Annotated in this window: 17 protein-coding genes; 11 read left to right on the top strand and 6 right to left on the bottom strand. The window is 68.5% G+C overall.

Going from position 1 to position 24,207, the window contains the following annotated elements; all coding sequences use genetic code 11:
* Positions 1 to 212: 212 nt before the first annotated feature.
* Both FB384_RS07575 and FB384_RS07580 read left to right on the top strand, forming a co-directional pair.
* Positions 213 to 716 carry a protein NO VEIN domain-containing protein gene (locus FB384_RS07575; RefSeq protein WP_183780736.1) on the top strand — a complete coding sequence of 168 codons (504 nt, stop codon included), beginning with the start codon at positions 213 to 215 and terminating at the stop codon, positions 714 to 716.
* Positions 717 to 839: 123 nt separating this feature from the next.
* Positions 840 to 1,586: a hypothetical protein gene (locus FB384_RS07580; protein ID WP_183780739.1), complete on the top strand. Its 747-nt coding sequence runs from the start codon at positions 840 to 842 to the stop codon at positions 1,584 to 1,586.
* A 65-nt stretch (positions 1,587 to 1,651) separates the two neighbouring features.
* Here FB384_RS07580 and msrA read toward each other — a convergent pair whose 3' ends face one another.
* Entirely contained in the window at positions 1,652 to 2,311 is a 660-nt protein-coding gene (gene msrA / locus FB384_RS07585) for a peptide-methionine (S)-S-oxide reductase MsrA (RefSeq protein WP_183780742.1), read from the bottom strand.
* Between the two features lie 149 nt (positions 2,312 to 2,460).
* Here msrA and FB384_RS07590 point away from each other — a divergent pair, with 149 nt between their 5' ends.
* The 3 genes from FB384_RS07590 to FB384_RS07600 all read left to right on the top strand — a co-directional run bounded on the left by FB384_RS07590 (position 2,461) and on the right by FB384_RS07600 (position 9,315).
* Positions 2,461 to 3,786: a hypothetical protein gene (locus tag FB384_RS07590; RefSeq protein WP_183780744.1), complete on the top strand. Its 1,326-nt coding sequence runs from the start codon at positions 2,461 to 2,463 to the stop codon at positions 3,784 to 3,786.
* A 239-nt stretch (positions 3,787 to 4,025) separates the two neighbouring features.
* A complete protein-coding gene (locus FB384_RS07595; protein ID WP_183780747.1) occupies positions 4,026 to 5,543 on the top strand; it encodes a flagellar basal body protein FliL in 1,518 nt (505 codons plus the stop codon).
* Positions 5,536 to 9,315 carry an FkbM family methyltransferase gene (locus FB384_RS07600; RefSeq protein ID WP_183780750.1) on the top strand — a complete coding sequence of 1,260 codons (3,780 nt, stop codon included), beginning with the start codon at positions 5,536 to 5,538 and terminating at the stop codon, positions 9,313 to 9,315. Before FB384_RS07595 ends, FB384_RS07600 begins: the two co-directional genes overlap by 8 nt.
* 77 nt (positions 9,316 to 9,392) lie before the next feature.
* Here the strand turns inward: FB384_RS07600 and FB384_RS07605 are convergent, their stop codons facing one another.
* Positions 9,393 to 10,562: a hypothetical protein gene (locus FB384_RS07605; RefSeq protein ID WP_183780752.1), complete on the bottom strand. Its 1,170-nt coding sequence runs from the start codon at positions 10,560 to 10,562 to the stop codon at positions 9,393 to 9,395.
* Between the two features lie 177 nt (positions 10,563 to 10,739).
* On the opposite strand from FB384_RS07605, the gene FB384_RS26470 reads away from it, so the two are divergent.
* From FB384_RS26470 to FB384_RS07620, 3 genes are all read left to right on the top strand, one after another.
* Positions 10,740 to 13,040: an acyltransferase family protein gene (locus tag FB384_RS26470; protein ID WP_228725980.1), complete on the top strand. Its 2,301-nt coding sequence runs from the start codon at positions 10,740 to 10,742 to the stop codon at positions 13,038 to 13,040.
* 139 nt (positions 13,041 to 13,179) lie between these two features.
* A complete protein-coding gene (locus tag FB384_RS07615; RefSeq protein ID WP_183780754.1) occupies positions 13,180 to 13,620 on the top strand; it encodes a VOC family protein in 441 nt (146 codons plus the stop codon).
* Between the two features lie 71 nt (positions 13,621 to 13,691).
* Positions 13,692 to 14,045, top strand: coding sequence for an ester cyclase (locus FB384_RS07620; protein WP_183780757.1), 354 nt, complete (start codon positions 13,692 to 13,694; stop codon positions 14,043 to 14,045).
* Between the two features lie 67 nt (positions 14,046 to 14,112).
* On the opposite strand, the gene FB384_RS07625 is transcribed toward FB384_RS07620, so the two are convergent.
* The 3 genes from FB384_RS07625 to FB384_RS07635 form a co-directional block, all read right to left on the bottom strand.
* Positions 14,113 to 15,753, bottom strand: a complete 1,641-nt coding sequence (locus FB384_RS07625) for a sugar ABC transporter substrate-binding protein (protein ID WP_183780760.1) — start codon at positions 15,751 to 15,753, stop codon at positions 14,113 to 14,115.
* Positions 15,754 to 15,812: 59 nt separating this feature from the next.
* The gene (locus FB384_RS07630) at positions 15,813 to 17,540 is read right to left on the bottom strand and encodes a gamma-glutamyltransferase family protein (RefSeq protein WP_183785130.1); all 1,728 of its coding nucleotides are present in this window, start codon (positions 17,538 to 17,540) and stop codon (positions 15,813 to 15,815) included.
* A 108-nt stretch (positions 17,541 to 17,648) separates the two neighbouring features.
* Entirely contained in the window at positions 17,649 to 18,959 is a 1,311-nt protein-coding gene (locus tag FB384_RS07635; RefSeq protein ID WP_183780763.1) for a UDP-glucose dehydrogenase family protein, read from the bottom strand.
* A 132-nt stretch (positions 18,960 to 19,091) separates the two neighbouring features.
* Here FB384_RS07635 and FB384_RS07640 point away from each other — a divergent pair, with 132 nt between their 5' ends.
* On the top strand, positions 19,092 to 19,850 hold the full coding sequence (locus FB384_RS07640; RefSeq protein ID WP_183780766.1) for an SDR family NAD(P)-dependent oxidoreductase: 759 nt from the start codon (positions 19,092 to 19,094) through the stop codon (positions 19,848 to 19,850).
* 595 nt (positions 19,851 to 20,445) lie between these two features.
* A complete protein-coding gene (locus tag FB384_RS07645) occupies positions 20,446 to 21,765 on the top strand; it encodes an HNH endonuclease signature motif containing protein (RefSeq protein WP_183780770.1) in 1,320 nt (439 codons plus the stop codon).
* Here FB384_RS07645 and FB384_RS07650 read toward each other — a convergent pair.
* Positions 21,749 to 23,446, bottom strand: a complete 1,698-nt coding sequence (locus FB384_RS07650; RefSeq protein ID WP_183780772.1) for a TM0106 family RecB-like putative nuclease — start codon at positions 23,444 to 23,446, stop codon at positions 21,749 to 21,751. The genes FB384_RS07645 and FB384_RS07650 overlap by 17 nt on opposite strands.
* Before the next feature lie 161 nt (positions 23,447 to 23,607).
* Between FB384_RS07650 and FB384_RS07655 the strand changes: the two genes are divergently transcribed.
* Positions 23,608 to 24,207, top strand: coding sequence for a DUF6474 family protein (locus FB384_RS07655; RefSeq protein ID WP_221212666.1), 600 nt, complete (start codon positions 23,608 to 23,610; stop codon positions 24,205 to 24,207).

Raw genomic sequence — 24,207 nt, forward strand, 5'->3', positions numbered from 1 at the left:
ACCTGACGCCGACCCAGTACGCGGCCGCACTCACATGGCTGCGCGACGTCGGGCTTCTGGAAGGTGCGAGTGCGTTGGTCCCGGCAGCCAACCAAGTCTTAATCGCGATCTTCGAGAAGGCCGCTCCGCCATGGGTTCGAGATGCCGATGAGCTAGTTCAGTCCCCCGATGAGCTTCCGTCCGACGTCGTGGCAGCCGGAGAAGCTCTGGGCATGGATCCCGACGCTGTGTTCGGACAGCTCGTCTCCAGCTGGGGAAAGGTTGACACAGCCGCGCGCGAGAGGGTGGGCGCTGCTGGCGAGGAGGCACTGGTCAACTTGCTTCGAGACATCAGCGGCAGCCGTGTTGACCATGTGTCGACCTGGTCTGACGGATTTGGCTACGACATCGCCTTCTCGAGGGGCCTCGTAAACGCTCACCTGGAGGTAAAAAGCACAACGCGGCGCGGCCGCTTCACCGCCTATCTGTCGCGACACGAGTACAACGTGATGCTGCGGGACCCCCGATGGACCCTGGTTACCGTGCGCCTATCCGACGATCTCACGATCGATGGCGTAGGCACGGTGCCAAACGACTGGATCATCGGCAGCACGCCCTGCGACTCCAGCCCCGCTGGAAGCTGGGCGTCTTGCAAGCTTGAGGTCCCCGCCAACGTCATAGGTGACGGGATGAGGTCGCTCGACGACGAGGTGGCGCGTCGACTTCCTCCCTGGTGAAATCCGCCGGTTCTCCACGACGGGAATCACTAACTTCGGGCACCTAACGCTCGTGGCATCGGAAGCGACGACAACCGTGCCAGCAAATCTTTAGGATCGAAGAGGAGGGAGGCAGCCGACACGATGTCCGATCCAGTCGAACGGCAATCCAAGCTCGTCAAGGTCGAGTTGACCGCACTCGGCAGAATGCCGCGTTCGTGCCCAGCTGAGATCGTACCCAGCTGGGCGCAGTTGAAGGCCACTCACAAGGCTGTCAGCGGCCTGTTCGACACACTTCATGTCTTACGGCAGAAGGCTGCAATCGAAGGCGATCCGCGTGGCCGCTTGTCGGAGGATCAACTGGATCAGGTACGAGCTGCCATCGTGTTCACCTCTGCTGGATTAGACGCATGTCTTCGTCGGCTCCTCCGTGACGCACTCCCCACGTTGATCCGCGCCGGGGGTCAGGCGGACGGAAAGTTCAAAGGCGACCTGGTACAAAACCGGCTCAAGGGCGAGCTGTCGAAAGCGACAAAAGAGGCGATCACTGATCCCGATCCGCGAACCCGGTTAATCGAGCTCTACGTGCTAGACCTCACGGGCGCCAGCCTCCAGAGCCCGAAAGACCTCATGCGGGTCCGAGATGGGCTCGGACTGAAGGTTGAGAGTCTGGCCGACTCACATCTCGAAGAGCTGGCCGACTTCTTCGTGGCGCGCAACCACATCAGCCACGAGCTCGACCTCATCGACCCATCCGGGAGTGGTCGCCGCAACCGCCGACACCGGGATCTAATGGCTGTGGGGAAGCAATGTGACCAGATCATCCATGTCGTCCAGGACTTCTTACGTGGCGCCGCTGCTGCCACCAAGCCCGCAGTCAACCGCTCCTAGTCGCAACACGAACTCACCTCGTCCAGCGGTGGTGGCAGCACACGACGAAACCCCGACTGGCCGACCTACTTCTCGACGCCCAGACCCACCGGACACGACACCCCGGTTCCACCCAACCCGCAATAGCCGTTCGGCACCTTGTACAGGTACTGCTGGTGGTAGTCCTCGGCGTAGTAGAACTCGCCGAGCGGCGCGAGCTCCGTGGTGATCTCGCCCTGACCCGCCGCGCGCAGCGCCTGCTGGAACGCCTCCCACGACGACTCGGCGACGGCCCGCTGCGCGTCACCGTCGTAGTAGATCGCGGAGCGGTACTGGGTACCGACGTCGTTGCCCTGGCGCATGCCCTGCGTCGGGTCGTGGCCTTCCCAGAACACCTTGAGCAGCTGTTCGTAGCTCACCCGCTGCGGGTCGTAGACGACGAGGACCGCCTCGGTGTGGCCGGTCAGGGCGGTGCACACCTCTTCGTACGTCGGGTTCGGAGTGTGCCCACCCGCGTAGCCGACGGCCGTCGAGTACACGCCGTCGGTCATCCAGAACAACCGCTCCGCACCCCAGAAACAGCCGAGGCCGAACACCGCGGTGCGCATGCCTTCCGGGAACGGCGGCTTGATGCGCCGGTCCGGATGCACGGCGTGCAGCTCCGGAGTCACCAGCGGTTCGGAGCGGCCCGGCAGGGCCTCGTCCGCCGACACCCGGCGCGTCTTGTCTCGACCGAAAAGCGACATACGGCCATGGTAGGCGACACATTCTCCTTCCGACCCGTGATAACGACCCCGCATCTGCCAGTACTGTGCTCGTCGTACGTGCAAGGCGTGGCGACGGCGCGCAGGCACCACCGCCCACCCGAGCAGGCAGAACCACAGGGGAGCCCGTCATGAGCTGGCAAGAAGAGCTGAGACGTCTCGACGCCCAGCTCACCGCCGGTGCGCTCACCGAGGCCGAGCACCGGCGCAAGCGTGACGAGGTACTCGCCGAGGCTTCCGGCGACGGCGGCTACGTCGGCGACACCGACACCTCCGGTGACACCGGCACCGCCGGTACCGACACCTCCGGCTCCGGCGACGACTCCGGCTCCGGCTCCGGCTCCGGCTCCGGCTCCGGCTCCGGCTCCGGCAGGCAAGACGACTCCCGCGAGCAGAGCGCCGCCGGGTCGGCGACGAGCCCGGCAGCGACGACCCCTGCGACTCGGCCGACGCAGCAGGACGGGCCGACGTGGGCGGCCGCCAACCCCGCCGCCGAGGCACAGCTGTCGGCCGGCAACGACGCCGCCGACGTCCAGCCCGGCACGTTCACACCCTCCACCACACCCTCCGCAGCGCAGCCCGCGTCGACGAAGCCGGCTCCGACGCCGCTCAGCCACGCCCCGTCAACGGCCCGGCGCGCGCCCGCACCACTGTTCGTGCCGCAGGTTCCCGCGAACGGTTCCACCGGCGGGTTCGGCTCGGGCGGCACCGCACCGGCGGTCGACGCCTCGTCGACGGACGACATCTCCGCGGCGGCCCAGGCGAGCGCCTATCCCGACTTCTCGACGCCACCGAAGAAGCGCAAGGTGGCCTGGATCGTCGTGCCGCTGGTGATCCTCGTCGTGCTGGGCGGCGTGATCGGCGGCGCATGGTGGCTCGGCGGCGGCTCCGGCGACGACGAGGCCGCACCCACCCCGACGTCAGGCACGCTGGCCGACCCCGACGGCGGGTCCGGCAACCCCGGCGACGAAGAAGCCCCGCTCGGGGACCGCCTGCCCGAACTGCCCGGCGAGCCGAGCCCGGACAACTCGACGATGTCGATCGACCGCGCCCTCGACCTCGGGTTCATCACCGATGTCGACGCGGAGTCGATGCGCAAGTTCGGCGTCGCCGACCTCGTCTACCGCGCCTCCGCGGCAGGCGAGAACGGCAACGAGGGCCACAGCCTCGTCGTGGCGCGCACGCCGAGCGGGCAGAAGGCCGTCGGCCTGCAGCGCGCGATGAACACGACCCTGGTCAAGGAAGGGTTCGCCAACGAACGCCTGCGTGACGACCCCCGCTTCATCGCGTTCACCGGGCAGCAGTCCGGCGGCCGGGTGAGCATCGTCTGGTACGCCTCGGGCAATCACGCCGTCGGCATCGGCGTGTCCCAGCCGAACGGCGGTGACGAGCAGGAACTGATCCGCCGCCTCGAGGAAACGCTCACCTCGATGCAGGACGCACTCCCCGCGTCCTGAAGCCCCTCCCCACGTGCTGAAACACAGCACCTCGCGTGGCGGCCGACCACGGTTTCGCGACCCGCACCCGCCGGTCGGTGGTTCGCGAGAGCTTCTCGGTGACCGGCAGGAATCGGGGAGGTCACAAAACGACCCACGCCTTCTCACGGCCTGCACACCGTGCAGAATGAGCGCAGTTCGAACACATCGCAGGAAGCGGTCGCCGGAGCAGGCGGCGCTGATCGAGCAGGGGGTACGTGGTGTCCTGGCAGGAAGAGTTGCGCAAGCTGGACGAGGAGCTTGCAGCGGGCAGACTCTCCGCGGACGACTACCGCGTCCGACGCGACCAGGTGCTGTCGTCAGCTGTCACGCACGGTGACGAGGCCGCGGGCGCACAGGCGCAGGCGCAGGCGCCCGGACAGGCACCTGCTCAGCCCCAGCAGCCCGGCCAGCCGGACCCCGCCCAGCAGGCCGGCGCCCAGCCCCAGCAGGGTCAGCAGCCTCAGCAGGGTCAGCCCCAGCAGCAGGGTCAGCCTCAGCCGCAGCAGGCTCCTCAGCCCCAGCCGCAGGCGCAGCAGCCGCCGCAGCCCCAGCAGGCGCAGCAGCCGCCGCAGCCCCAGCAGTCGCAGAACCCGCAACAGCCGCCACCGCCGCAGGGCCAGCAGCCGCCCCAGAACCAGGGCGGCGACGGCAACTCGACGCAGGTCATCGCCGCGGTGGGCCCGCCTCCCGGCCAGACCGGCCAAACTGGTCAGCCCCCTGCTGGAAGCGCGCAGACGCCTCCGCAACCGGCGCAGCCGGGCGGCGACCCCGAGGCCACGCAAGCGGTGCGGCCTTCCGACCCGGAGGCGACGCAGGCCGTCCGCCCTGGCGACGCCGAGGCCACCCAGGCCGTGCAGCCGGTGGCGCCGCCGCAGCCGCCGTACCAGCCGCAGGCCTCCCCCGCCGCCGGCTTCCCCCAGCCCGCGCAGGCGCAGCAGCAGCCGTGGAACGCTCCCGACGTCGACCAGAGCCCGCCGTGGGGCGGCGAGTTCCCGCCCGTCTCCCCCGGCGACTCCGCCGAATGGGGCCAGGGCCCCGAGGACTCGTTCGACAACGAGTCGAAGGGCGGCAAGGGCAAGATCTTCGCGATCATCGCCGCGGTCGTGCTGCTGGCAGGCATCGCCACGGGCGCGTTCTTCCTGTTCGGCTCCGGTGACGGTGAGCCGACAGCGGAAGGCGGCAACCAGGGCCAGCAAGGCGGTGGCGGCAACAGCAGCAGCCAGGCACCGGAGCCGAAGGACGACATGCCGCTCGACGGCCAGCAGGGCCAGGTCGAAAGCAGCGCGTCGCTCAAGTCGTGGGACGACATCGCCAACATCAACCTGCTCAACGACGACGAACTCTCCGCCTACCAGGGCACCGCACCCGGCGAGGCCGAGTACGCCGTGTACCGGCACGACGGCGGGAAGGTGAAGACGGTCGTGCTCATGGTCAAGGTGGCCGACCAGGACGCCGCATCGGCGGCGGTGGGCGAACTGCGCGACATCCAGCTCAAGAACGGCCAGAAGAACACGTCGATCAACGGTGTGCCCGGTTCGGTGCAGGTCACCGAGATCCAGCAGAAGAAGGACAAGGGCAAGGTCACCCAGAACGCGACGATGCGTGGCCACTACCTGTCCGGCGACGTGCTGGTGCGCATCGAGGGTGTGTCCGGGGAGATGAAGCTGGACGGCATCCGCGACAAGTTCGAGACGACGTTGACGACCCAGCTCGAGAACCTGCCCGCCGATGAGTGAGCCGAGCCAGGCCAGCGGTGATCTGACGGTGGTCACCGCCTGCACCATCGTCGCCCGCAACTACCTGCCCGCGGCGCGGGTGCTCGCGGCGTCGTACCTCAAGCACCATCCGGAGCACCAGTTCGTCGTCGGCGTCATCGACAGCGATCGCGGCATCGGCGCCGAGGATCCCGGTGACGACGAGACGGTCATCGACGGCATGCGCATCGTCGGGCCGTCGGCGTTCGGGATCGACGCCGAGACGTACCTGCGCATGGCGACGGCGTACTCGATCACCGAGCTGGCGACGGCGGTCAAGCCGTACCTGCTGCGCGAGCTGCGCGCGAGTTCGTCGGTGGTGATCTACCTCGACCCGGACATCCAGGTGTTCTCGCCGATGCCCGAGGTCGCCGAGCTGGCACTCGACCACAGCATCGTGCTGACCCCGCACTTCACCGCACCGCTGCCGCGTGACGGCAAGGAACCCGACGACGCGGTCATCATGGGCACCGGCATCTTCAACCTCGGATTCGTCGGCGTCGGACCCGGATCGGAGGAGTTCCTCGAGTTCTGGGCAGGCAGGCTGCGCCAGGACGCGATCGTGGCGCCCGAGGCGCAACTGTTCACCGACCAGCGCTGGGTCGATCAGGTGCCGGCGCTGTTCCGGCACGTGGTGCTCACCGACCCCGGCTTCAACGTCGCGTACTGGAACCTGCACGAACGCCCCGTCGAACGCGCCCACGACGACACTCTCACCGCGGGCGGTCACACGTTGCGGTTCTTCCACTTCTCCGGCTATCGCCCCGAGAAGCCGTGGCTGCTGACGTTCCACTGCGCCCGCAACCCGCGCGTGCTGCTGTCGGACAACCCCGACCTGCGCGCCCTGTGCGAGGCCTACGGCGCGGCACTCAAGTCGTCCGGGTACGCCGAGACGCTGGACGCCATCCCCTACGGCTTCGCCACGTTCGGTGACGGCACCCCGCTGCCCGCGGGCTGCCGACGGCTGTTCCGCGACGGCTGGATCGCGGCCGAGACGCCCGACGAGACCGCCCGGGGCGCCGGCCGCCGTGAACCGATGCCGCCCCACGCCTACGGTGAGGACGGCGGCGAGGCGCTGCGCGCGTGGCTGTCGGCGCCCGCCGACCACGCGCAGACCGCCGCCGGACTGAACCGCATGGCCATGGCCGTCTGGCGGGAACGGACGGACCTGCAGCTCGCGTTCCCGCATCCGACCGGCGCCGACGCCGAGGGTTTCCGCACGTGGTGCACCAGCTCGGGCCTCGGCGAGGGCGTGCTGCCGGAGTGGGCGCTGCCGCACCGGCAGCCGGAGCCGCGCGAACCGGACGAGGATTTCGGTGTCAACCTCCTCGGCTATCTGACCGCCGAACTGGGACTCGGCGAGATGGGCAGGGTCATCCACGACGCGATCGTCGACGCGGGCGTCGAGGTGGCGTCGGTGGTCGAGGAGAAGGCGGTGTCGAACCGCACCGGCGTCGAACGGCCCGCCACCACGGGCGATCCGCGGTTCCCGCTCAGCATCGTCGCCGTCAACGCCGACCAGACGCGCCTGGCCGCGTCGACGCACCCCGACGTCGTCCGGGACCGGTACCGCATCGGGCTGTGGGCGTGGGAGCTCGAGGACTTCCCGGAGTGGCAGCACGAGGCGTTCGGCATGGTCGACGAGGTGTGGACCGTCAGCGACTTCTGCCGCGCCGCGTTCGCCGCCCACTCGCCGGTACCGGTGAAGACGATCCCTGTGCCCGTGCGCGACCCCGGGCCGACCGCGCGCGTGCGGAAGGCCGGCGATCCGACGCGGTTCCTGTTCGCGTTCGACTTCAACAGCGTCGGCGAACGCAAGAACCCGTGGGGTGCGGTCGAGGCGTTCCGGATCGCGTTCGAGGGCCGCACCGATGCGCGACTCGTCCTGAAGACGATCAACGGCGATCTGCACCCGCAGGCCGCCGAACGCCTGCGCACGATGGTCGCCGACGACGCCCGCATCGAACTCGTCGAGGGGTATGTCAGCACCGCCGAGCTGGCCGACTTGTACGCCTCCGCCGACTGCTACGTCTCGCTGCACCGCAGCGAGGGCTTCGGGTTGACGATCGCCGAGGCGATGGCGCGCGGCATGCCGGTGATCAGCACCGCGTACTCCAGCACCACGGAGTTCCTCGACGCCGACACCGGCTGGCCTGTCCCGTACCGCATGGTGCCCGTCGGTGACGGCTGCGAGCCGTACCACCCGGGTGCGCTGTGGGCCGAACCCGACGTCGAGGCCGCGGCCGACGCGATGCGCCAGATCGCCGACGTGCCCGCGGAAGCCGCACGCCGGGGGCGGGCCGCGCGGGAGCACATCCTGCGCACGCGGTCGATGGAAGCCGCGTCGACGTGGCTGCGCACCGAGTTGGAACGCGCGCACCGTACGTGGCTCGACCGCCGCAGGGCCGCCGAACAGGCACCCGCTCCCGAGGACCCGTTGACGCCGATGCGCGAGTCCCGCGAAGCACTGCGGTGGCGGCCCGAGACCGGCGCCGCGGCACGCTCGCCGATCGCGCCCGCACTGCGCAAGGCCGTACTGCGGTTGCTCGACCACTACGACGTCCACCAGCGCAAGGTGCTCGGCGCCCTGCAGGGCGGGTCCGAGGCGACCATGCAGCGGCTGCTCGGGCGGATCGAAGCGCTCGAACGGTCCGTCGAAACGACGTCGAGCGAGGCCGCTGCGGCGCGCGAAGCCGCCCGCAGGCAGGAGAAGCGGGCCGACCAGCTGCGCCGCACGGTGGACGAACTGCGCCAGACCGACAGCGTCAGCGTCGAGGAGTTCCGCAGCAGCAGGGCCGACATCCGCAAGGTCGCCGACCGGCTCGCACACGTGGCATCCGATGTCGAACGGCGTCAGGAGGCGGTGCACGAGCTCATCCAGGCCCGTGACCAGCGGTTCGACAATGACGAGCACGCCATCCAGCGACTCGGCCGCGACTTGGAGGCCGTACTGGAGGCCGCGCGGCTCGTGCACGCGCCGATCCCCGAGGGCGGGGACGTCGTGGTGTGCGACGCGGGCGTACTGCTGCTGCCCGTCGACGACGTGATGCTGCCGTGGATCCGTCACCACCGGTCGTGGGAACAGGACGAGGCACAGCTGCTGACGCAGTTGGCGCAGCGGCGGCCGGGTGCGTTCCTCGACCTCGGCGCGCACGTCGGCTACCACACGCTGAACCTGCTGCGGTCGTCGTCGGCCGTCACGAACGTCGTGGCCGTAGAAGCCGACCCGACGAACGCGGAGTTCCTGCGCCGCAACCTGACCGTGAACCTGCCGACGGAACGCTCCGGGCTCGTCAGCGTGCTGGAAGCGGCGGCGTGGGACACCGACGGCAACCTCGTGCTCGCGCACACCGACGAGCGCAACAGCGGTGACCACCGGGTGCGCGAACCGGACGGCACGGCGGCCCTGATGGTGCAGTCCGTGCGGCTCGACGGCAGCACCGACGTGCTGCGGCAGCCGGTGGGCCTGGTCAAGACCGATCTGCAGGGCCGGGACCACCGCGCGCTCGCCGGGCTGCAGGAGACGCTCGAACGGGACCGGCCGGACGTGCTGTGCGAGTTCTCGCCGGAGGCGATCGAGGAGTTCGGCGACGATCCCGCCGCAGTGCTGGCCGCCTACCGCAAGTGGGGATACCAGCCGGTCGAACTGCTCGCCGACGGCACGCTCGCCGACGACGAACCGGACGACACGCTGATTCACCACGCCCGCATGGACCAGCGCGGCTTCACCACACTCTGGCTCCGCCCGCAGTGACCCTCCCGCGATCGGCTTCGTGCGACCACACGTTCGTGACGGTCAGCTGCGCGGTCGATTACGCCGCGTCGACGTCGCTACGGGTTCAGCTCGGCGTACGCCATGAGGTACGCGCCCCACCAGGCGCCGCCGACACACGCGAGTGACAGCACGACGGCCGACACCCATCGCGGCGCCCTGGCCAGCAGGAACGCCACCGGGACGGCCAGCGTGATCGCGGGCAGCAGGAACCGTGCCCGGCAGTTCCAGAATGCACCCGTGCCCAGGGCCGAGGCCATCATCACCGCGGTGTAGACGTGTGCGGGCAGCGGGATCGACCGGACGAACCACGACGCCACCAGCAGCCCGACGCTCACCACCACGACCGCGGCGAGGATCACCGACCACATCGGCTCGTCGCCGGCGACCACCCTGCCGAGGGTGATCCAGGTGAGCTCGCCACCGTCGAAGCCCATGTGCCAGGCGTGGTCCTGGATCCAGAACCACGCGTCGAGACGCCCGCCGCGCCACCCGACGTACAGCAGGTATGCGACCAGTCCGAGCGGTGCGAGCAGCGCAGCCGCCCAGGGACGCCAGCCGTCGCGGCGTCGCACGATCGCGATCAGCGCCGCCACGCCGACGGCCGCGATGAGGGCGGCGGCCGTGCTCCGCGACAGGCCCGCGACCAGCGTCAGCCCGCCAGCGGCCAGCCACTGCCGCCGTTCGAGCGCCAACAGGGTCCACACCGCGATGGCCACGAACAGCGACTCCGAGTAGCCCATGCGCAGCACGACCGCGCCGGGCGCGACCGCCCACAGCACGGCCATGAGGTTGCCGACACGCGGGCCGCCGAGGCGGGTGCCGAACTCGTGCAGCCCCCACGCGGCGACCCCACCCGCGAGCAGCGACACCAACAGCAGTGCGGCCGCCGCGGGCATGCCGAACAGTCCGAACACCGAGGCCAACCCCGGTAACAGCGGGAAGAACGCGAGGCTGACCGGTTCGGGGTTGCCGTCGGCGTCGAGGGGGACGTCCTGGCGATAACCGTGCTCGGTGATCTCGGCGTACCAGTGGACGTCGTAGCTGCCGAGCAGCTCCGTGAAGGAGGCACCCGCCCGCTCGGCGACGATGCCTATGACGAGGTACGAAACGACCTGGACCGCGTAGAACGCCGTCAGTGCGGGCAGCACCGGCCGGAGTGCGTGCCACACCCGCCGGCGAAGCGTCGCGGGCGCCGCCGGCAACGGCTCGGCGGTCGTTTCGGTCATGCGCAGGTGTCACAGATCATCGGGCGGACGGGATTCCACGGCCATGCTAACTGCGGATACGCTGCCGTTTGCCCGATTCATCGCTGGAGTGAACCAAAGCACTACCAGGCCGTAGGGGTGGCCTGTCACGGACGAATCGGCAGGTATGCAGGCGGCCGGTCTGAGGGGGTGAGTGCGTTGGACAAGACGTCACGCTCTCGACCGAAGCCGCTCGAAGGCGACGACAAGACCCGCATCTCGTTCGTCGACATGGGCCGTGCCATCGCGGCACTGCTGGTGGTCTACTCCCACATCGCCCACCCCTGGGTGCAGGTGAAAGGCGAGAACGCCCCGGTCATCGGGTTCGTCGAGACGTTCAGCAGCGAACCCATGCGCATGGCGACGCAGGGCATCGGCCAGATCGCGGTGCCGTTCTTCTTCCTGGTCAGCGGGTTCATCGTGACGCCGATCGCGATCCGCCAGGGGTACCGGAAGTTCGCGCTCAACCGGTTCATCCGCGTGTACGCGCCACTGCTGTTCGTACTGCTGCTGACGTCGGCCGCGCTGTGGGCCGGCCTCGAACCGCAGTCGACGGGCCAGTCGCAGGAGCTGACGCCGTGGACGATGTTCACCAACTGGACCTTGGTGAACTACATCCTGTATCCGCAGGTCGTCCTCATGCCGGTGGCCTGGACCATGATCATCGAGGTCCTGTTCTACCTCATTCTGCTGGCGCTGTTGCCGGTGTTGCGGCGGGCGGTGTGGCTGGCGATCGGCATCGAGCTGACGTTCGTGTTCGTGGTGCTGTCGAGTCGCAGCGAGCTGAACGAGTCGTGGTCGCTGTTCGCGGTCAACGTGTCGTACCTGCCGATCCTGATAATCGGCCAGATCGTCTGGGCCACGACGTCGAAGAAGATCCCGCTGTGGGCGGGCGGCGTGTTCGGCGCGCTGGCGTGGATGCTGTACGTGTACGCCGACATCATCGACGTCGGGCGCATCGACGACTCGTACAACCTCGCGATGTCGATCGCCGTGATGTTCTTCCTGATGGGCTATTTCGCCGAGCCGAAGCTGCGGCAGTTCCGCTTCTGGACGGCGATGTCGGAACGCTCGTACTCCATCTATCTGCTGCACGGCCTCGGCATTTTCGTCACGCTCGGCCTGCTGCGCCCGACGGTTCCGTTCGCCATCGCGCTGCCGATATCACTGCTGGTCACGGCGGCACTGGTCGAGATCAGCTATCGAGGCGTGGAACGGCCGAGTCACGAACTGGCCCGCAGTCTGTCCCGGCGCGTGGGCAATACGGTCAAGCGCGGTGCCGGTACGGGTAGTGCCGATGCGCCCGGAGGCGGGTCCGGTGCCGACGGTTCGCGTGGCGCCGGCACCGGCGAGCCCGGTGGCGACGCGGACCACGTAGCGGCGGACCACGAGGCGAGTGCCGGGGAGTCGACGGTGTGCATTCCCGCCGATCCGGCAGCGGCACCACCACCCGGCACCGTTCGACCAGGCGCTGTTCGACCAGGCGCCGTTCCGCCAGGCGCCGTTCCGCCAGGCGCCGTTCCGCCAGGCGCCGTTCCGCCAGGCGCCGTTCCGCCCGAGGCCGGTCCGCCCGAGGCCGGTCCGTCGACGGCCGGCGCCTCCGAGCCCGGTCCGTCGACGACGAGGCCTCCCGAAGCGAACGGGTTCGATGCGACGCGGTCCGAGCCGCTCCGACCGACGCGTTCGGCACCGTTGCCGGCCGATCCGGCAGGTTCCCAGCCGGTCCGTTCGACACCCAGACGTGGGGAATCGCCCCGGTCGAAGCCGCCCCGTTCGGAATCGCCGCGTGCGGAGCCGCTGCCACCGCCACGTCCGGAAGCGGCGCCGCGACGTCCGGATCACCCGCGTCCGGAGCCGCCCCGTTCGGAGTCGTCCCGTTCGGAGCCCCGGCGTTCGGAACCCCTGCCACCGCGGAATCGGCCGAGGCGGCCCGCACCAGAACCGCGCCCGGAACGTGGCGGCGGTGTCGCCGAACCGCTGTTGAACGGACACGGTGACCAACCGAACCGCCCCGGTGACCGTCCTCGACCACACCCCGATCGGGCCGAACCTGCCCGGAATCACAGCGCGGAATCCGTCCCCGACCGCCAGGGAGAGCCTCCCCGAGGTCGCCCCGCGCAGCCGCCGCCGCGCCCGTATCGACAGCCGCGCGAAGGCCGACCGCCCCAAGCAGGTGTCGACCCGCGCAGGGAGCCGTCGCAAACGTCGAATCCGGCCGAGCCCGGCCCTGGCGAACGCCCGGACCGGCAGCGGCGCTCGGCGCGCCCGGGTACCGAACACCCCGACCCGGAGCAGCCGCGGAGGCAACGCCGGCGACCGGTGGAACAGACGCCACAGCGCTCCTCCGAGCAGCGCTCCCCTGGACAGCACTCCCCTGGACAGCCGCCTCCCGAGCAGTGGCCGCAGGAACGGCAACCTCGTCGCTCCGGCGGGGAGGACGGCCCGAGACACGCACGTTGACACCTCCTTCCCGCCCGCCGAACGAGCCACTTCCTCACCCCAGCGGGCGAGACGGGCCGGATCGTAGCCGTCGCGAACCGGTGTCCCCTGGCGATGATGGGCACCCGACTCGTCCGGCATACCGACCGAAGGAGGAGTCATGAACGACCACGCGGACCCGACCGGACCCACGGCCGAGGCCGAGACACACGCACTGACGCCGTACCTGGTCGTCGCCGATGCTCGGCGTGCGATCGAGTTCTACGTCGAAACGTTCGGCGCGGTCCGGCACGGCGAGCCGATCGTGATGGATGACGGCAGGGTCGGGCACGCCGAGGTCGCGATCGGTGACTCCGTGCTGATGATGGCCGAGGAGTTCCCCGAGATCGACCACGTCGCGGTGACGTCGGGAGGGCCGGCAGTCCGTGTCGAAGTAGCCGACGTGGATGATGCGGTCGCGAAGGCGACAGCGCTCGGCGCTGAGGTGTTCGGCGACATCGGCGACGACGGTTACGGCCGGAGCGGCCGCATTCGCGACCCGTTCGGCCAGCGGTGGCTCGTGCAGCAGGCGTCTCGTCGGTCGTCGGCGGGCCGGTCGTAGCCACGGGTCGGCGAACCGGTGTAGCCACGCGCTGACGCACGACCGGGAACGGAACGAACAACGAGGTGATCATGAACCTGTACGAGCGGTGGCTCGACGACCTGTGGAACGGCGAGCTGGCAGCTCTGGAGTCGATCGCCCGGGACGTTGTGACCGACGATTTCGTCGGTCATTGGCCGGGACGTCCGGCGCTGGTCACCGGCCCGGATCAGTTGGCTGCCGTGATCCGGGAGGGTCGCGGACTGTTCGACGACCTGTCGTTCGCCGTCGACGTCGGGCCCGTCGCGGAGGGCGACCTGATCAGTGCGAGGTGGGTCGCCCGCGGTCACCGAAACGGGACGCCGGCCGAATTCCACGGCCACGACATCCTCCGCCACGACGGCCGACTGTTCGTCGAGTACTGGGTGATCGCCGAAACGCCGTGACCAGGGGCGTCGTGCCGCTCGAGGGACGTGCGGTGTTGCGGACGTGCGGTCGTTGCGGGCGTGTCCGTCACGCTCCTGACAGCAGGGCATGCCCTTCGTCGGCGGTGGCCTCGGCCACGGCGCGCGGATCGCCGTGCCCTGCGAGGACCTGATACTCGGCGCGGCCGAGGAGTCGCCACGCGGTGCGCATTCCGGGACCGGACGGCATCAGCATGCCGGTTCGGCATTGGTCGATGTACGTCCGCAGGAGCGGATCGTCGCGGCGGAGTGTGTCCATCGCGTCGTCGTGTGCGGGCACGATCCGGCGGATCCGGTTGAGGTCCTCACCCGCGGTCGGGGACGCCTGATAGGTGGTGAGCAGGTCGCGCGCAGCAGGCGGGTTGCGGGAGCGGTGGTTGAGGTAGAGACCGTGGACGGACACGAGCGTGATCGGGCGGAGCGTACCGAGCCGGGGCACTTGTGCGGCGGTGACGTTCAGTCTTCGCCGGCGGATTTCGTGCAACGCCACGGCGGAGCAGATCAGGTACGGCGCCCTGCCTCCGAGGAACAATCGCAACGATCCGCGGTGGTCCAGCTCGGGGTCGAGGACGCCGCTGTGCGCTCTGCCGAGGGTGGCCAACCTTTCGAACGCGTTGACGAAATCGTCGCGCCAGCAGGTTCCGTGCTGACCGCCCGGCTCGTGGCCGAGCCCGAAGAACGAGGCGCCGACGCTGCTGAGGAGTGGCCACACGTGGTACGGATCTCCGTCTGGGGCGCCGACCTGCAACGCGACCGCGGCTCCGTCGGGAATTCCGTGGGCGCGCAACGCATTCTGGCCGTCGGCGACGGCCTCGGCGAAGGTGGAGGGCATCGGCCCCGTGCCGGTGAGCGCGTTGTTGCGGATCAACGCGACGCTGTCCATGGCGTACGGCACCGCATACATCGGGTCGCCGTGACTGAGCGCGTCCACCGCGACGGATGACATACCCGCACGGTCCTCGACGGTCGGCGGTGGCTGTTCGACCCAGTCCTCGGCGACGGCGCGGCCGAGCCAGTCGTGCGGGCCGGCGACGACGTCCGGTATGCGGTAGCCGGCCGGTGGGTGTCCGGTCGACGCGACCTGGCCGAACGCTGTCTCCAAGGTCTCGGTTCGGTCGAAGGATTCGACCTCGATTCGGACGGAGTAGTTCTTGCGGAAGTGGCCGTCACGGCGAAAGTACCGCTTCAGTGGTTCCGCCATCGTCCGTTCCGTCCACAGCACGAGGGAACGGATCCGTTCGGCGCTGCGTTCGTCGCGGAGCCAGCACTCGCGGCCGCTGCGGAACACCACCTGGACTTTGTGCTGGTCGGTTTCGTGTTCGTCGGAGACGAGCGCGTCGTGTACATCACCGCTGGGCCACAGATGGGTGTCCTGCGGCCTCAGTACCGCGATCTCGCGGCGAGCCGTTCGGCGGCGAGCTCCGCAGACCACCGTGACGACCAGTTGCTGCAACGGCACGTTCGATCCATTGTAGACAACCGCGCCGGTCTCGCCTGCGTCGTGCGCGATCTGCCAGCCGACGTGAATCGCCATGACCCGCGCCTTGTTCCGCCGCGCCAGCATGTACAGCACAGCGGACGCGGCACCGCTGAGCACACCGACGATCGCACCGAGCAGATCGGCGATACCGGCAAAGTGCGATACCACCGCTACACCGGAATCGACGAGCTCCGACCCCCACGAGAGCATCATCTCATGTTATCAATGCAAACCCTTGTGACAGAACAAGAATCTGCAACTTGCACCGGTCAGCGGCCGACGGCGTAACCCTGCATACCGCGCGCATTCGCCGCCGCACGAAGGATTCCGCCGTTCGGATCACGCGACACCGCCGAAAGACGTCCCAATGCCCACGGTCCGGCATCAACCACGTCGTGCCCACGATCGGACAGCTCGGCGAGCACTCCTTCTCCCACGCGCGATTCGACGACGAGCTCCTTCGGCGTCCACGCCCTCGGATAGAACGAACTCGGGAACGCCGTCGTGTGCCATGCCGGTGCATCGATCGACTCCTGCAGGTTCACCCCGGCACCGACATGTGCAAGCCAGAAGCAGAGCTGCCACTGGTCCTGCTGATCCCCGCCGGGTGTGCCGAACGCGAGCGTCGGTTCGCCGTCGCGCAACGCCATGGACGGTGAAAGCGTGATCCGCGGCCGTTTCCCCGGCGCCAGCGAGTTGGGCAAACCGTCTTCGAGCCAGAACATCTGGGCCCGCGAGTCCAGACAGAAGCCCAACTCGGGAATCGTGGGCGAGGACTGCAGCCAGCCGCCGGACGGCGTGGCGGACACGATGTTGCCCGCGGCGTCGACAACGTCGATGTGCACCGTGTCGCCACGGGTTCGTCCCTGTGGTTCGACGGTGGGTTCGCCGATCGCTCCCGAACCCGCAGCCGTATTACGCGTACGCTCGATCATTTTCGGCATACGGGCGTCGTCACCCCCGGGGCGCAGCCGATCGCTCGCCTCATCACCGATCAGCGCCCGGCGCTGCGCGGCATACTCGCGCGAAAGCAGGCGCTCGATCGGAACGTCACCGGTGTCGCCGTACCAGGCTTCGCGGTCGGCGAAGGCCAGCTTCGCCGCCTCGGTGGCGAGGTGGATCGTGCGCGCCGTCGGCTTACCATCCACATACGACAGATCGAGTTCCTCCAGGATGCGCAGCTGCTGCACGAGGGCCGGTCCCTGCGTCCACGCACCGCATTTGACCAGGCTCCATTCGCCGAAATCTGCGACGATCGCGTCCTCATAGGACGCTTCCCAGGACGCCAGATCGTCTCCGGTGAGCAGGCCGGCGTGATCGCGTCCGGAATCGTCCCGGAACGCCGTACGACTGAAGGCGTCGACGGCCTCGGCGACGAACCCCTGTGCCCAGGCCCGCCGGGCGGCATCGATCTGTTCCTCCCGACCCGACACTGTTTCGGCCTCGCCGAGCAACCGCTGCCAGGTTCGGGCCAGGACGCGATTCGAGTGGAGCGAACCCACCGTCGGCGTATCACCATCCGGCAACCACAGCTGTGCGGATGTCGGCCAATGGGTGGCGAACAGGTCGGACACCGTATCGATCGTGGAAGCGATCCGGCCCAGGACAGGGATCCCGTTCCAGGCGTATGAGATGGCGTACCCGAGCACGTCCCGAAGCGGCTTCGTGCCGTAGTCACGAAGGAGCAGCAGCCAGGCATCCCACGCGCCCGGCACGGTGGCCGGCAGCAGACCACTGCCAGGGATCAACTTCAGACCGAGGTCGTCGAAATGACCGATCGTGGCCGCTGCGGGCGCCCCTCCCTGGCCGCACAGCACGCGCGGACCCCCGCCGGCAGGCGCAAAGATTGCGGGCACCTGCCCACCGGGTCCGTTCAGGTGCGGCTCGGCCACCTGGAGGACGAACCCGGCGGCAACTGCGGCGTCGAACGCATTTCCGCCGTCCTCGAGCACGGCCATGCCCGACGCTGACGCCAGCCAGTGCGTCGACGCGACCATGCCGTGAGTTCCGGCGAGTTCGGGCCTGGTGGTGAACGCGGAAGGATTCGCAGCAGACACGCCACGACCCTACGGCCAGTCAGGTAGTTACCTCAACTAACGGTGTGGTCATCCGACAGCCGACGTGGCGTACTCGACAACACGCGGTCTGCCGATGCCCTGCCAACTCAGTCCCGCATCGAGAACCGTGCCCGGGTCGAGCAGGTTCCGCGTGTCCAACACGGTGTCACCGTGCATCGCCTCGGCCATGACGTGCCAGTCCAGTCGTCGGAACTCGGGCCATTCGGTGAGCACGACAACGGCGTCGGCGCCCTTTGCGGCTCGGTACGCGCTGTCGACCACGAGCATTCCGGGCTGCTCTTCGGCGACTGCCGGGTCGTAGGCCGTGACCTCCGCCCCGTGAGCGCACAGCACGGACGCCACGCCGAGTGCCGGCGAATCCCGCAGATCGTTCGTACCGGCCTTGAACGTGAGACCCAGCAGACCGATACGAGCGCCGGACAGGTCCCCGCCGACCGCACGCGCGATCTTCGAGATGACCCGCTCGCGCTGGGCGAGGTTTTCGGCGATCGCCGCTCCGAGCAGATCGAAGCCGAAACCGACCGACTCGGACATCCGCAACAACGCACTCGTGTCCTTCGGCAGGCACGAACCTCCCCATCCCGGACCTGGTGCCAAGAACGAGCGTCCGATGCGCCGGTCGTATCCCATACCTTCGGTGACCGACGCGATGTCGGCGCCAAATCGGTCGCACAGCTCTGCGACCGAATTGACATACGACAGCTTCATGGCGAGAAAGCAGTTCGCCGCGTACTTCACCAGTTCGGCACTGGCTGCGTCCGTGACCACCGACGGCGCCCCCAGAGCGGCGTACAGGTCGACGACCGCCCGCGCTGCCTCCGGCGTATCGGACCCGACGACGATGCGGTCAGGGCCCAGGAAGTCGTCGACCGCGGTTCCTTCGCGCAGGAACTCCGGGTTCGACACCACCGGTACGTCCGGCCTGCCGAGCAGGGCACTGATCCGACGAGTCGTCCCGACCGGGACGGTCGATTTGGTGACCACGGCACATCCGGACGGCAATCGGTCGGCGATCTCGGTGACGACCTCCTCCACGGCTCGTAGGTCGGCGGCACCGCCCGCACCCATAGGGGTCGGTACACACAAGAACACGGCATCCGCGTTCGCCACCGCGTCCGCGGCACTCACGACGAAGGCGAGCGTCTCGTCGGCCAGCCCGCGTCGCACCAGTTCCGGCAACCCGGGCTCGACGATGTCCACACGGCCGGCCGACAGCCGGGCGACCTTCACTCTGTCCACATCCGCACACGTCACCTGATGGCCAAGGCTGGCGAGGCAGGCGCCCGTGGTGAGTCCGACGTATCCCGTTCCGACCACGACGATCCGCGCAGGGTTCATGAAGGCACGGTCACAGTCGCCGGTGACTTGCGGGCGAACGCCGAGGGAACCAGCAGGCGGACATTCATCAACGAATCGACCGTGTGACCACGTACGCTCTGCTTGCTCGAAGACGTGTGAGAAGGGAAGAGCATGCAGATCAAGGACACCGCAGCCATCGTGACGGGTGGTGCTTCCGGACTCGGCGGCGCTGCCGCGAAGGCACTGGCCGCCAAGGGTGCCCGTGTGTTCGCGTTCGACCTGCCTGCCTCGATCGAGAAGGCGGAGCAGGTCGAAGGTGTCACCTATGTCGAGGCCGACGTCACCGACGGCGCAGCCCTGCGGACGGCCGTCGACCAGGCCTCCTCCAGCGGTGTGCCGCTGCGCATCGTCGTGAACTGCGCGGGCATCGGCCCGTCGGCCCGGATCCTGTCGAAGAAGGGCACGCATGACCTCGATTTGTTCCAGAAGGTCGTGAACATCAACCTGGTCGGCACCTTCAACGTCATGACGCTCGCGGCCGAGGCCATCGCCGGCAACGAGCCGCTCGAGGACGGCCAGCGCGGCGTAGTGATCAACACTGCGTCGGTCGCCGCGATCGAGGGGCAGATCGGCCAGATCGCCTATTCGGCGTCGAAGGGCGGCGTCGTGGGCATGACGGTGCCGGCTGCGCGAGACCTGGCCTCGCAGGGCATTCGCGTCATGACCATCGCACCGGGGATCATCGACACGCCGATGCTGGCGACCGTGAGCGACGAGTTCCGTGCCGGACTCGCCGCGGGCGTGCCGTTCCCGAAGCGACTCGGTCGGCCCGACGAGTACGGCCAGCTGGCGGTCGACATCGTCGAACACGACTACCTCAACGGTGACGTCATCCGCCTCGACGGCTCCCTTCGGATGGCTCCTCGCTAACCTCGCACGCCCCGACGATCGCGATCCACTGCACCGGCTTCGCGTCGGCCACAGGGTGACCGAGCCGGTATTCCTCGCATCGATCCCCGCATTTCGCGGGCACCCAGTCGCATTTCGCCCCCGAGACGACGTTTCGGGGGCGAAATGCGTTCCCGACGACTCGGGTAACCGGCACCGTCGACCCCCGTCGGCCCGACTGGCCGGACCGCGGCACCGTGCTTCTGTCGATGAAGCGCATCGCGTGCTGCATGAACGCAACAACACCCCGAACCTCCCGCCTGTATCGCGCCGATAAGAGCCCGCCCGGTTCGCATGATTCGCATCGCTGCAGGACTGATCCGTCGAACTTGCGGCTGACCGGGGCGCGCGTCGGATTCGGGACGGCGCTCCACCTGTGACTCTGAACTGAGAAGACACGGAGCGGGACTGTGCACGACGCGGACGCGATGACCGACCGCGGCCGCGTCGTGCACAGGACCAAGGGTCCCACGATGGTCCCGTGCCGTCCCGTCGCCCGATCGAGTGATTCGAACAAAGGTTTGACCCTTGCCTTGATTCGTGTGTAACGTTGCCGACCACGAGCCGAGGGGGATCGATGGAAATCACCGATGTCGTACACGCCTGGCGTCGAATCGGTCAGGCACAGGCGGCGTACCTGAGAGCACTCGCCGAGTATTCGGTACAACACGAACACACCGTCGATGTGACCGCCGAGCTGGCGCTCGGCCTAGGAGAGTCGGAACACGTGGTCCGACGGGAGCTCGAGTGGGCCCGCCAGCTGACCTCACGTCTGCCCGAAACGTTGAGCGTCCTCGCACGCGGCGACATCGACCTACGTAAAGCGTCCAAAGTGGTCCATCAAACGCGTCCGCTGTCCGACACGAACGCCGCAGAGGTGGACCAGCTCGTCGCCGACAAGCTCAAGGTTCGCAGTGCCGATTCCATCCGCCGGTGTGCCTACAGAGCCGTACACCGAGTGGACCCCGATGGCACGGCAGCACGCGCACGTCAACGACGTGCTGATCGAAAAGTGACTCTGCGGCATCGCGAAGACGCGATGGCGACCGTGTCCGCCTATCTGCCGGCGGAACGAGCATCGGCCGTGTACGCACGGATCGATCGCCGAGCTCGCGCAATGCGCACCCATGGCGAAAGCCGGACGACGGACCAGCTGCGAGCCGACGCGCTGGCAGACCATCTCCTGGCGGACTGCTCCTGCGGAAAACGTGCGGACAACGACCATGGCAGGTCGTCCGCCACGTTCCCGGCAAGCGCCGAAAGCGGCAAGGCGGAGGTCTATGTGCACATCGATTTCGAGACGCTCGCCCGCATCCGCAACAACCCGGCACATCTTTCCGGACACGGACCCGTACCCGCTGAAGTGGCGCGGCAAATAGCTACCGATCGGAAATCCACCTGGCGGAGAATCATCACCGACCCACAGACGGGTGCCCCATTGGACGTCGGAAGGGAACGCTACCGGCCGCCGGCTGTGACCGCGGACTACGTGACGGTACGCGACAGGGAATGCCGATTTCCTGGGTGTCATCGACCGGCTGAGTTCACCGACCTCGACCATGTACGCCCCCACGGGTGCGATGGACCGACCTGCGCGTCGAACTTGATCGGACTATGTCGACGACACCACCTCGTCAAGCACACGCCCAACTGGTTGTTCGAACTCGAGGCCGACGGCTCACTCCGCGTCACGACACCGGAGGGAACCATCCGAACCGGCGAACCAGCCCACGCCGAGAACGCAGCGGATGGACGGAAGCTTGCGGAACGGAAACGGCGTCGGCGCCGCGGAAACCGCCGCAATCGGAGCCGAAGCAGCCGGCACACAACCGAAAATCGCGGCAATGGAAGACAAGACGGCGCTCAGCGCAAGTCGAACGTCACAAGTCCTCCATGAACGGCACCTCGGTCATGGCGCGTTCACTGATCCAGACGCGGAGGGCATGTGTGGCGAGCACATCGTCCTCGTTGTACTGGAGCAACCGAGCGCGCTGTGCCACGTCGGGTTCCGCATCGTCCATACCGACGGCGTCGCGGTACCACCGCATCGAGGCTTCGCCTCCCGCTTCCGCGTCTCGCCAGGCGAAGCCCGCCACCGGCGCAACCACCTTGAGGCCCTTGCCATGCGAGCACAGGAACTGATCGGAAACACTTCGAAACAGATCCACCCACTCGTCGGAGTCGACGAAGGCCCGCACGTCAGCCGTCGTCGGCACGCCGCGGAACCCGGAGAACCGCTCCGCCGACGCGTACAACCAACGGTTCTCGGCCAACGCGTTGTAGCAGTACGCACGGAACTGCAGTCCGGCTGCTGCAGTGCGCTCACGTACGTCCGTCAACCACGCCCAAAACGCGGCGAACGACCGCGCCTCATCATCGGTCGGCAACGGCTCCCACGTGGCGAACGCGTGATAGCCGCGGGCCACGCCGACATCGGCACCGGTCAGCAGACAACCCCACAGATACGCCCCGGAGTCGCCGAAGCTCTCCATGTCGATATCAACCTCGACGTCACCACGCGGCACGGTCACGTCGGGCACCCGCCGCACCATCGTCAGATCCGCGAGCCACGCCTTGGCCAACGACACGGCGTCCGAGAACGACACGCCCGTCCACTGGATCGGCGGCTCGTCATGGATGTCGAGCGCAGCGAGCTTGTCCACCGTCGCGATGCCGGCGCGGCGCAGCTCCATCGCGTCCTCGCCCCGTACGACCAGGCTGACGTCCCGAACCCTGGTGAGCTCCGCCTCGCACGTCGGCCACCATGGGCAGCCCTTGCATTCGAGGACCCGAGACGGTTCGGCCAACGGCTCCTCGCCCGCGGCCGCGGCACGTGCGACGGCGAGCCGGTCGGCGAACCGACTGTCGTATTCCTGGAGCGCGGTCCGCCCACCCGGCCATGTTCCGGCCTCCAGGTCATGCCAGAGCACCACGTCGGCATCGAGCCCGATCACTCCGCCGACCGCGCGATCCGGCTCGGCGAACCCGGCTGCCTGCAGAAGCCGATAGGTGTGAGCCAGCCTCAACTGATCGCGAGGGTGCGATCGCACCTTCCGATCCGGGTCCGTCGAAGCGTTGGCCGGGTCGAGATCCGTCAGCTCGGTCGTCCGAGCACCCTCCCCCGGATCCGTGATGCGGTGACGCACCACAAGGACCGGCACGTAGCCGTCGACCGACCGAACGAGCAACTGGATACCACCGCGGCGTCCCGCCTCGCGGTCGCGCGGCAACAGTCCGCCCCAGATGTAGCCGACTCCCTCTTCGAGGGCGGTGAGGGTGAGCCCTGCACGTTCCGCAGGAGAAAGCTCGGCGGGAATGACGGTCCAGGTGGCCGCCGAACTGTCCTCGGCGGGCCCCAGCCCGGTGACCGGATCCTCGTCATCACCCACCGGGGCGATGGCGGCCTGTAGTCGCTCCGCGATGTCGGCGCGGTGCGCTTCCGCATCGGCGATCCGCTGTTCGGCCGAGGGATCCGGCGGCGCCAGCGGCGTCCCGGCCATCGTGGGGTCGTTGTCGAGATGCACCCGCCGACGACACCGTGTGACCACGCCCGCGTCGAGCAACACCTCGTCAACCATGGTGTTCACTTTATGAGAAGGCCCCGACACTCCCGGAGGCGACGTGCTCCCGGCCCGGTATGACCAGTAAGTTCTGCCTCAACCGTCAACACGAGCACGGCGGGCGCCGGGGAGGCCCAGACGCCCACGTAACCGACCGGAACCGGAGGCGAGGAACGGCGATGGCCAGCACATCCCGCAACACAGGCCACGACGACACGTTGTCCGAGTCCCCGGAGTCCTCGGCGTTGTCGGAAGGCTCGGAGGCTTCATCGACGAAGTCGAAGAAGGCGGCGAAGAAGGAGCGGAAGGCCGCGAAGAAGGCCGCCAAGTCCGGCGAGCACGAGTCGGGCCTGACCCCGCAGAGGGCCAAGAACGCGGTCAAGGTGGCGAAGATCGTCATCCCAGCGGTAGGACCTGCCCTCGTGCCGTTGGCTGTCCGAGCCGCCGGCACTGTCCGCGAAGCGTACGACCGCTACCAGGCGCGCAGGATCGGCGTCCCGGTCGAGCAGCTGTCCGAGTACAGCGGCCACGGCGGCGGCCTGCTCGCTCGCATCGCCGGCGCGGCGGACGGTTTGACGGAGCTGCGGCGATCCCCCCAAGTCACCGACGACGACGTCTCGTTCGCCCAGCACGCCCAGGGCACGCTCGAACAGCTGACCGCCTCGGTGCGCGCCGCCGAGCACATGCCTTCGAGCCGGCGGAAGGCCGCGCACAAGGCCATCGCCTCCGAACTCGACAACCTCGAGGCCGAGCTGCTGCGCCGTCTCGGCGTGGCGTGA

The sequence above is a fragment of the Prauserella sediminis genome (assembly GCF_014195435.1).
GTDB lineage: Bacteria > Actinomycetota > Actinomycetes > Mycobacteriales > Pseudonocardiaceae > Prauserella > Prauserella salsuginis.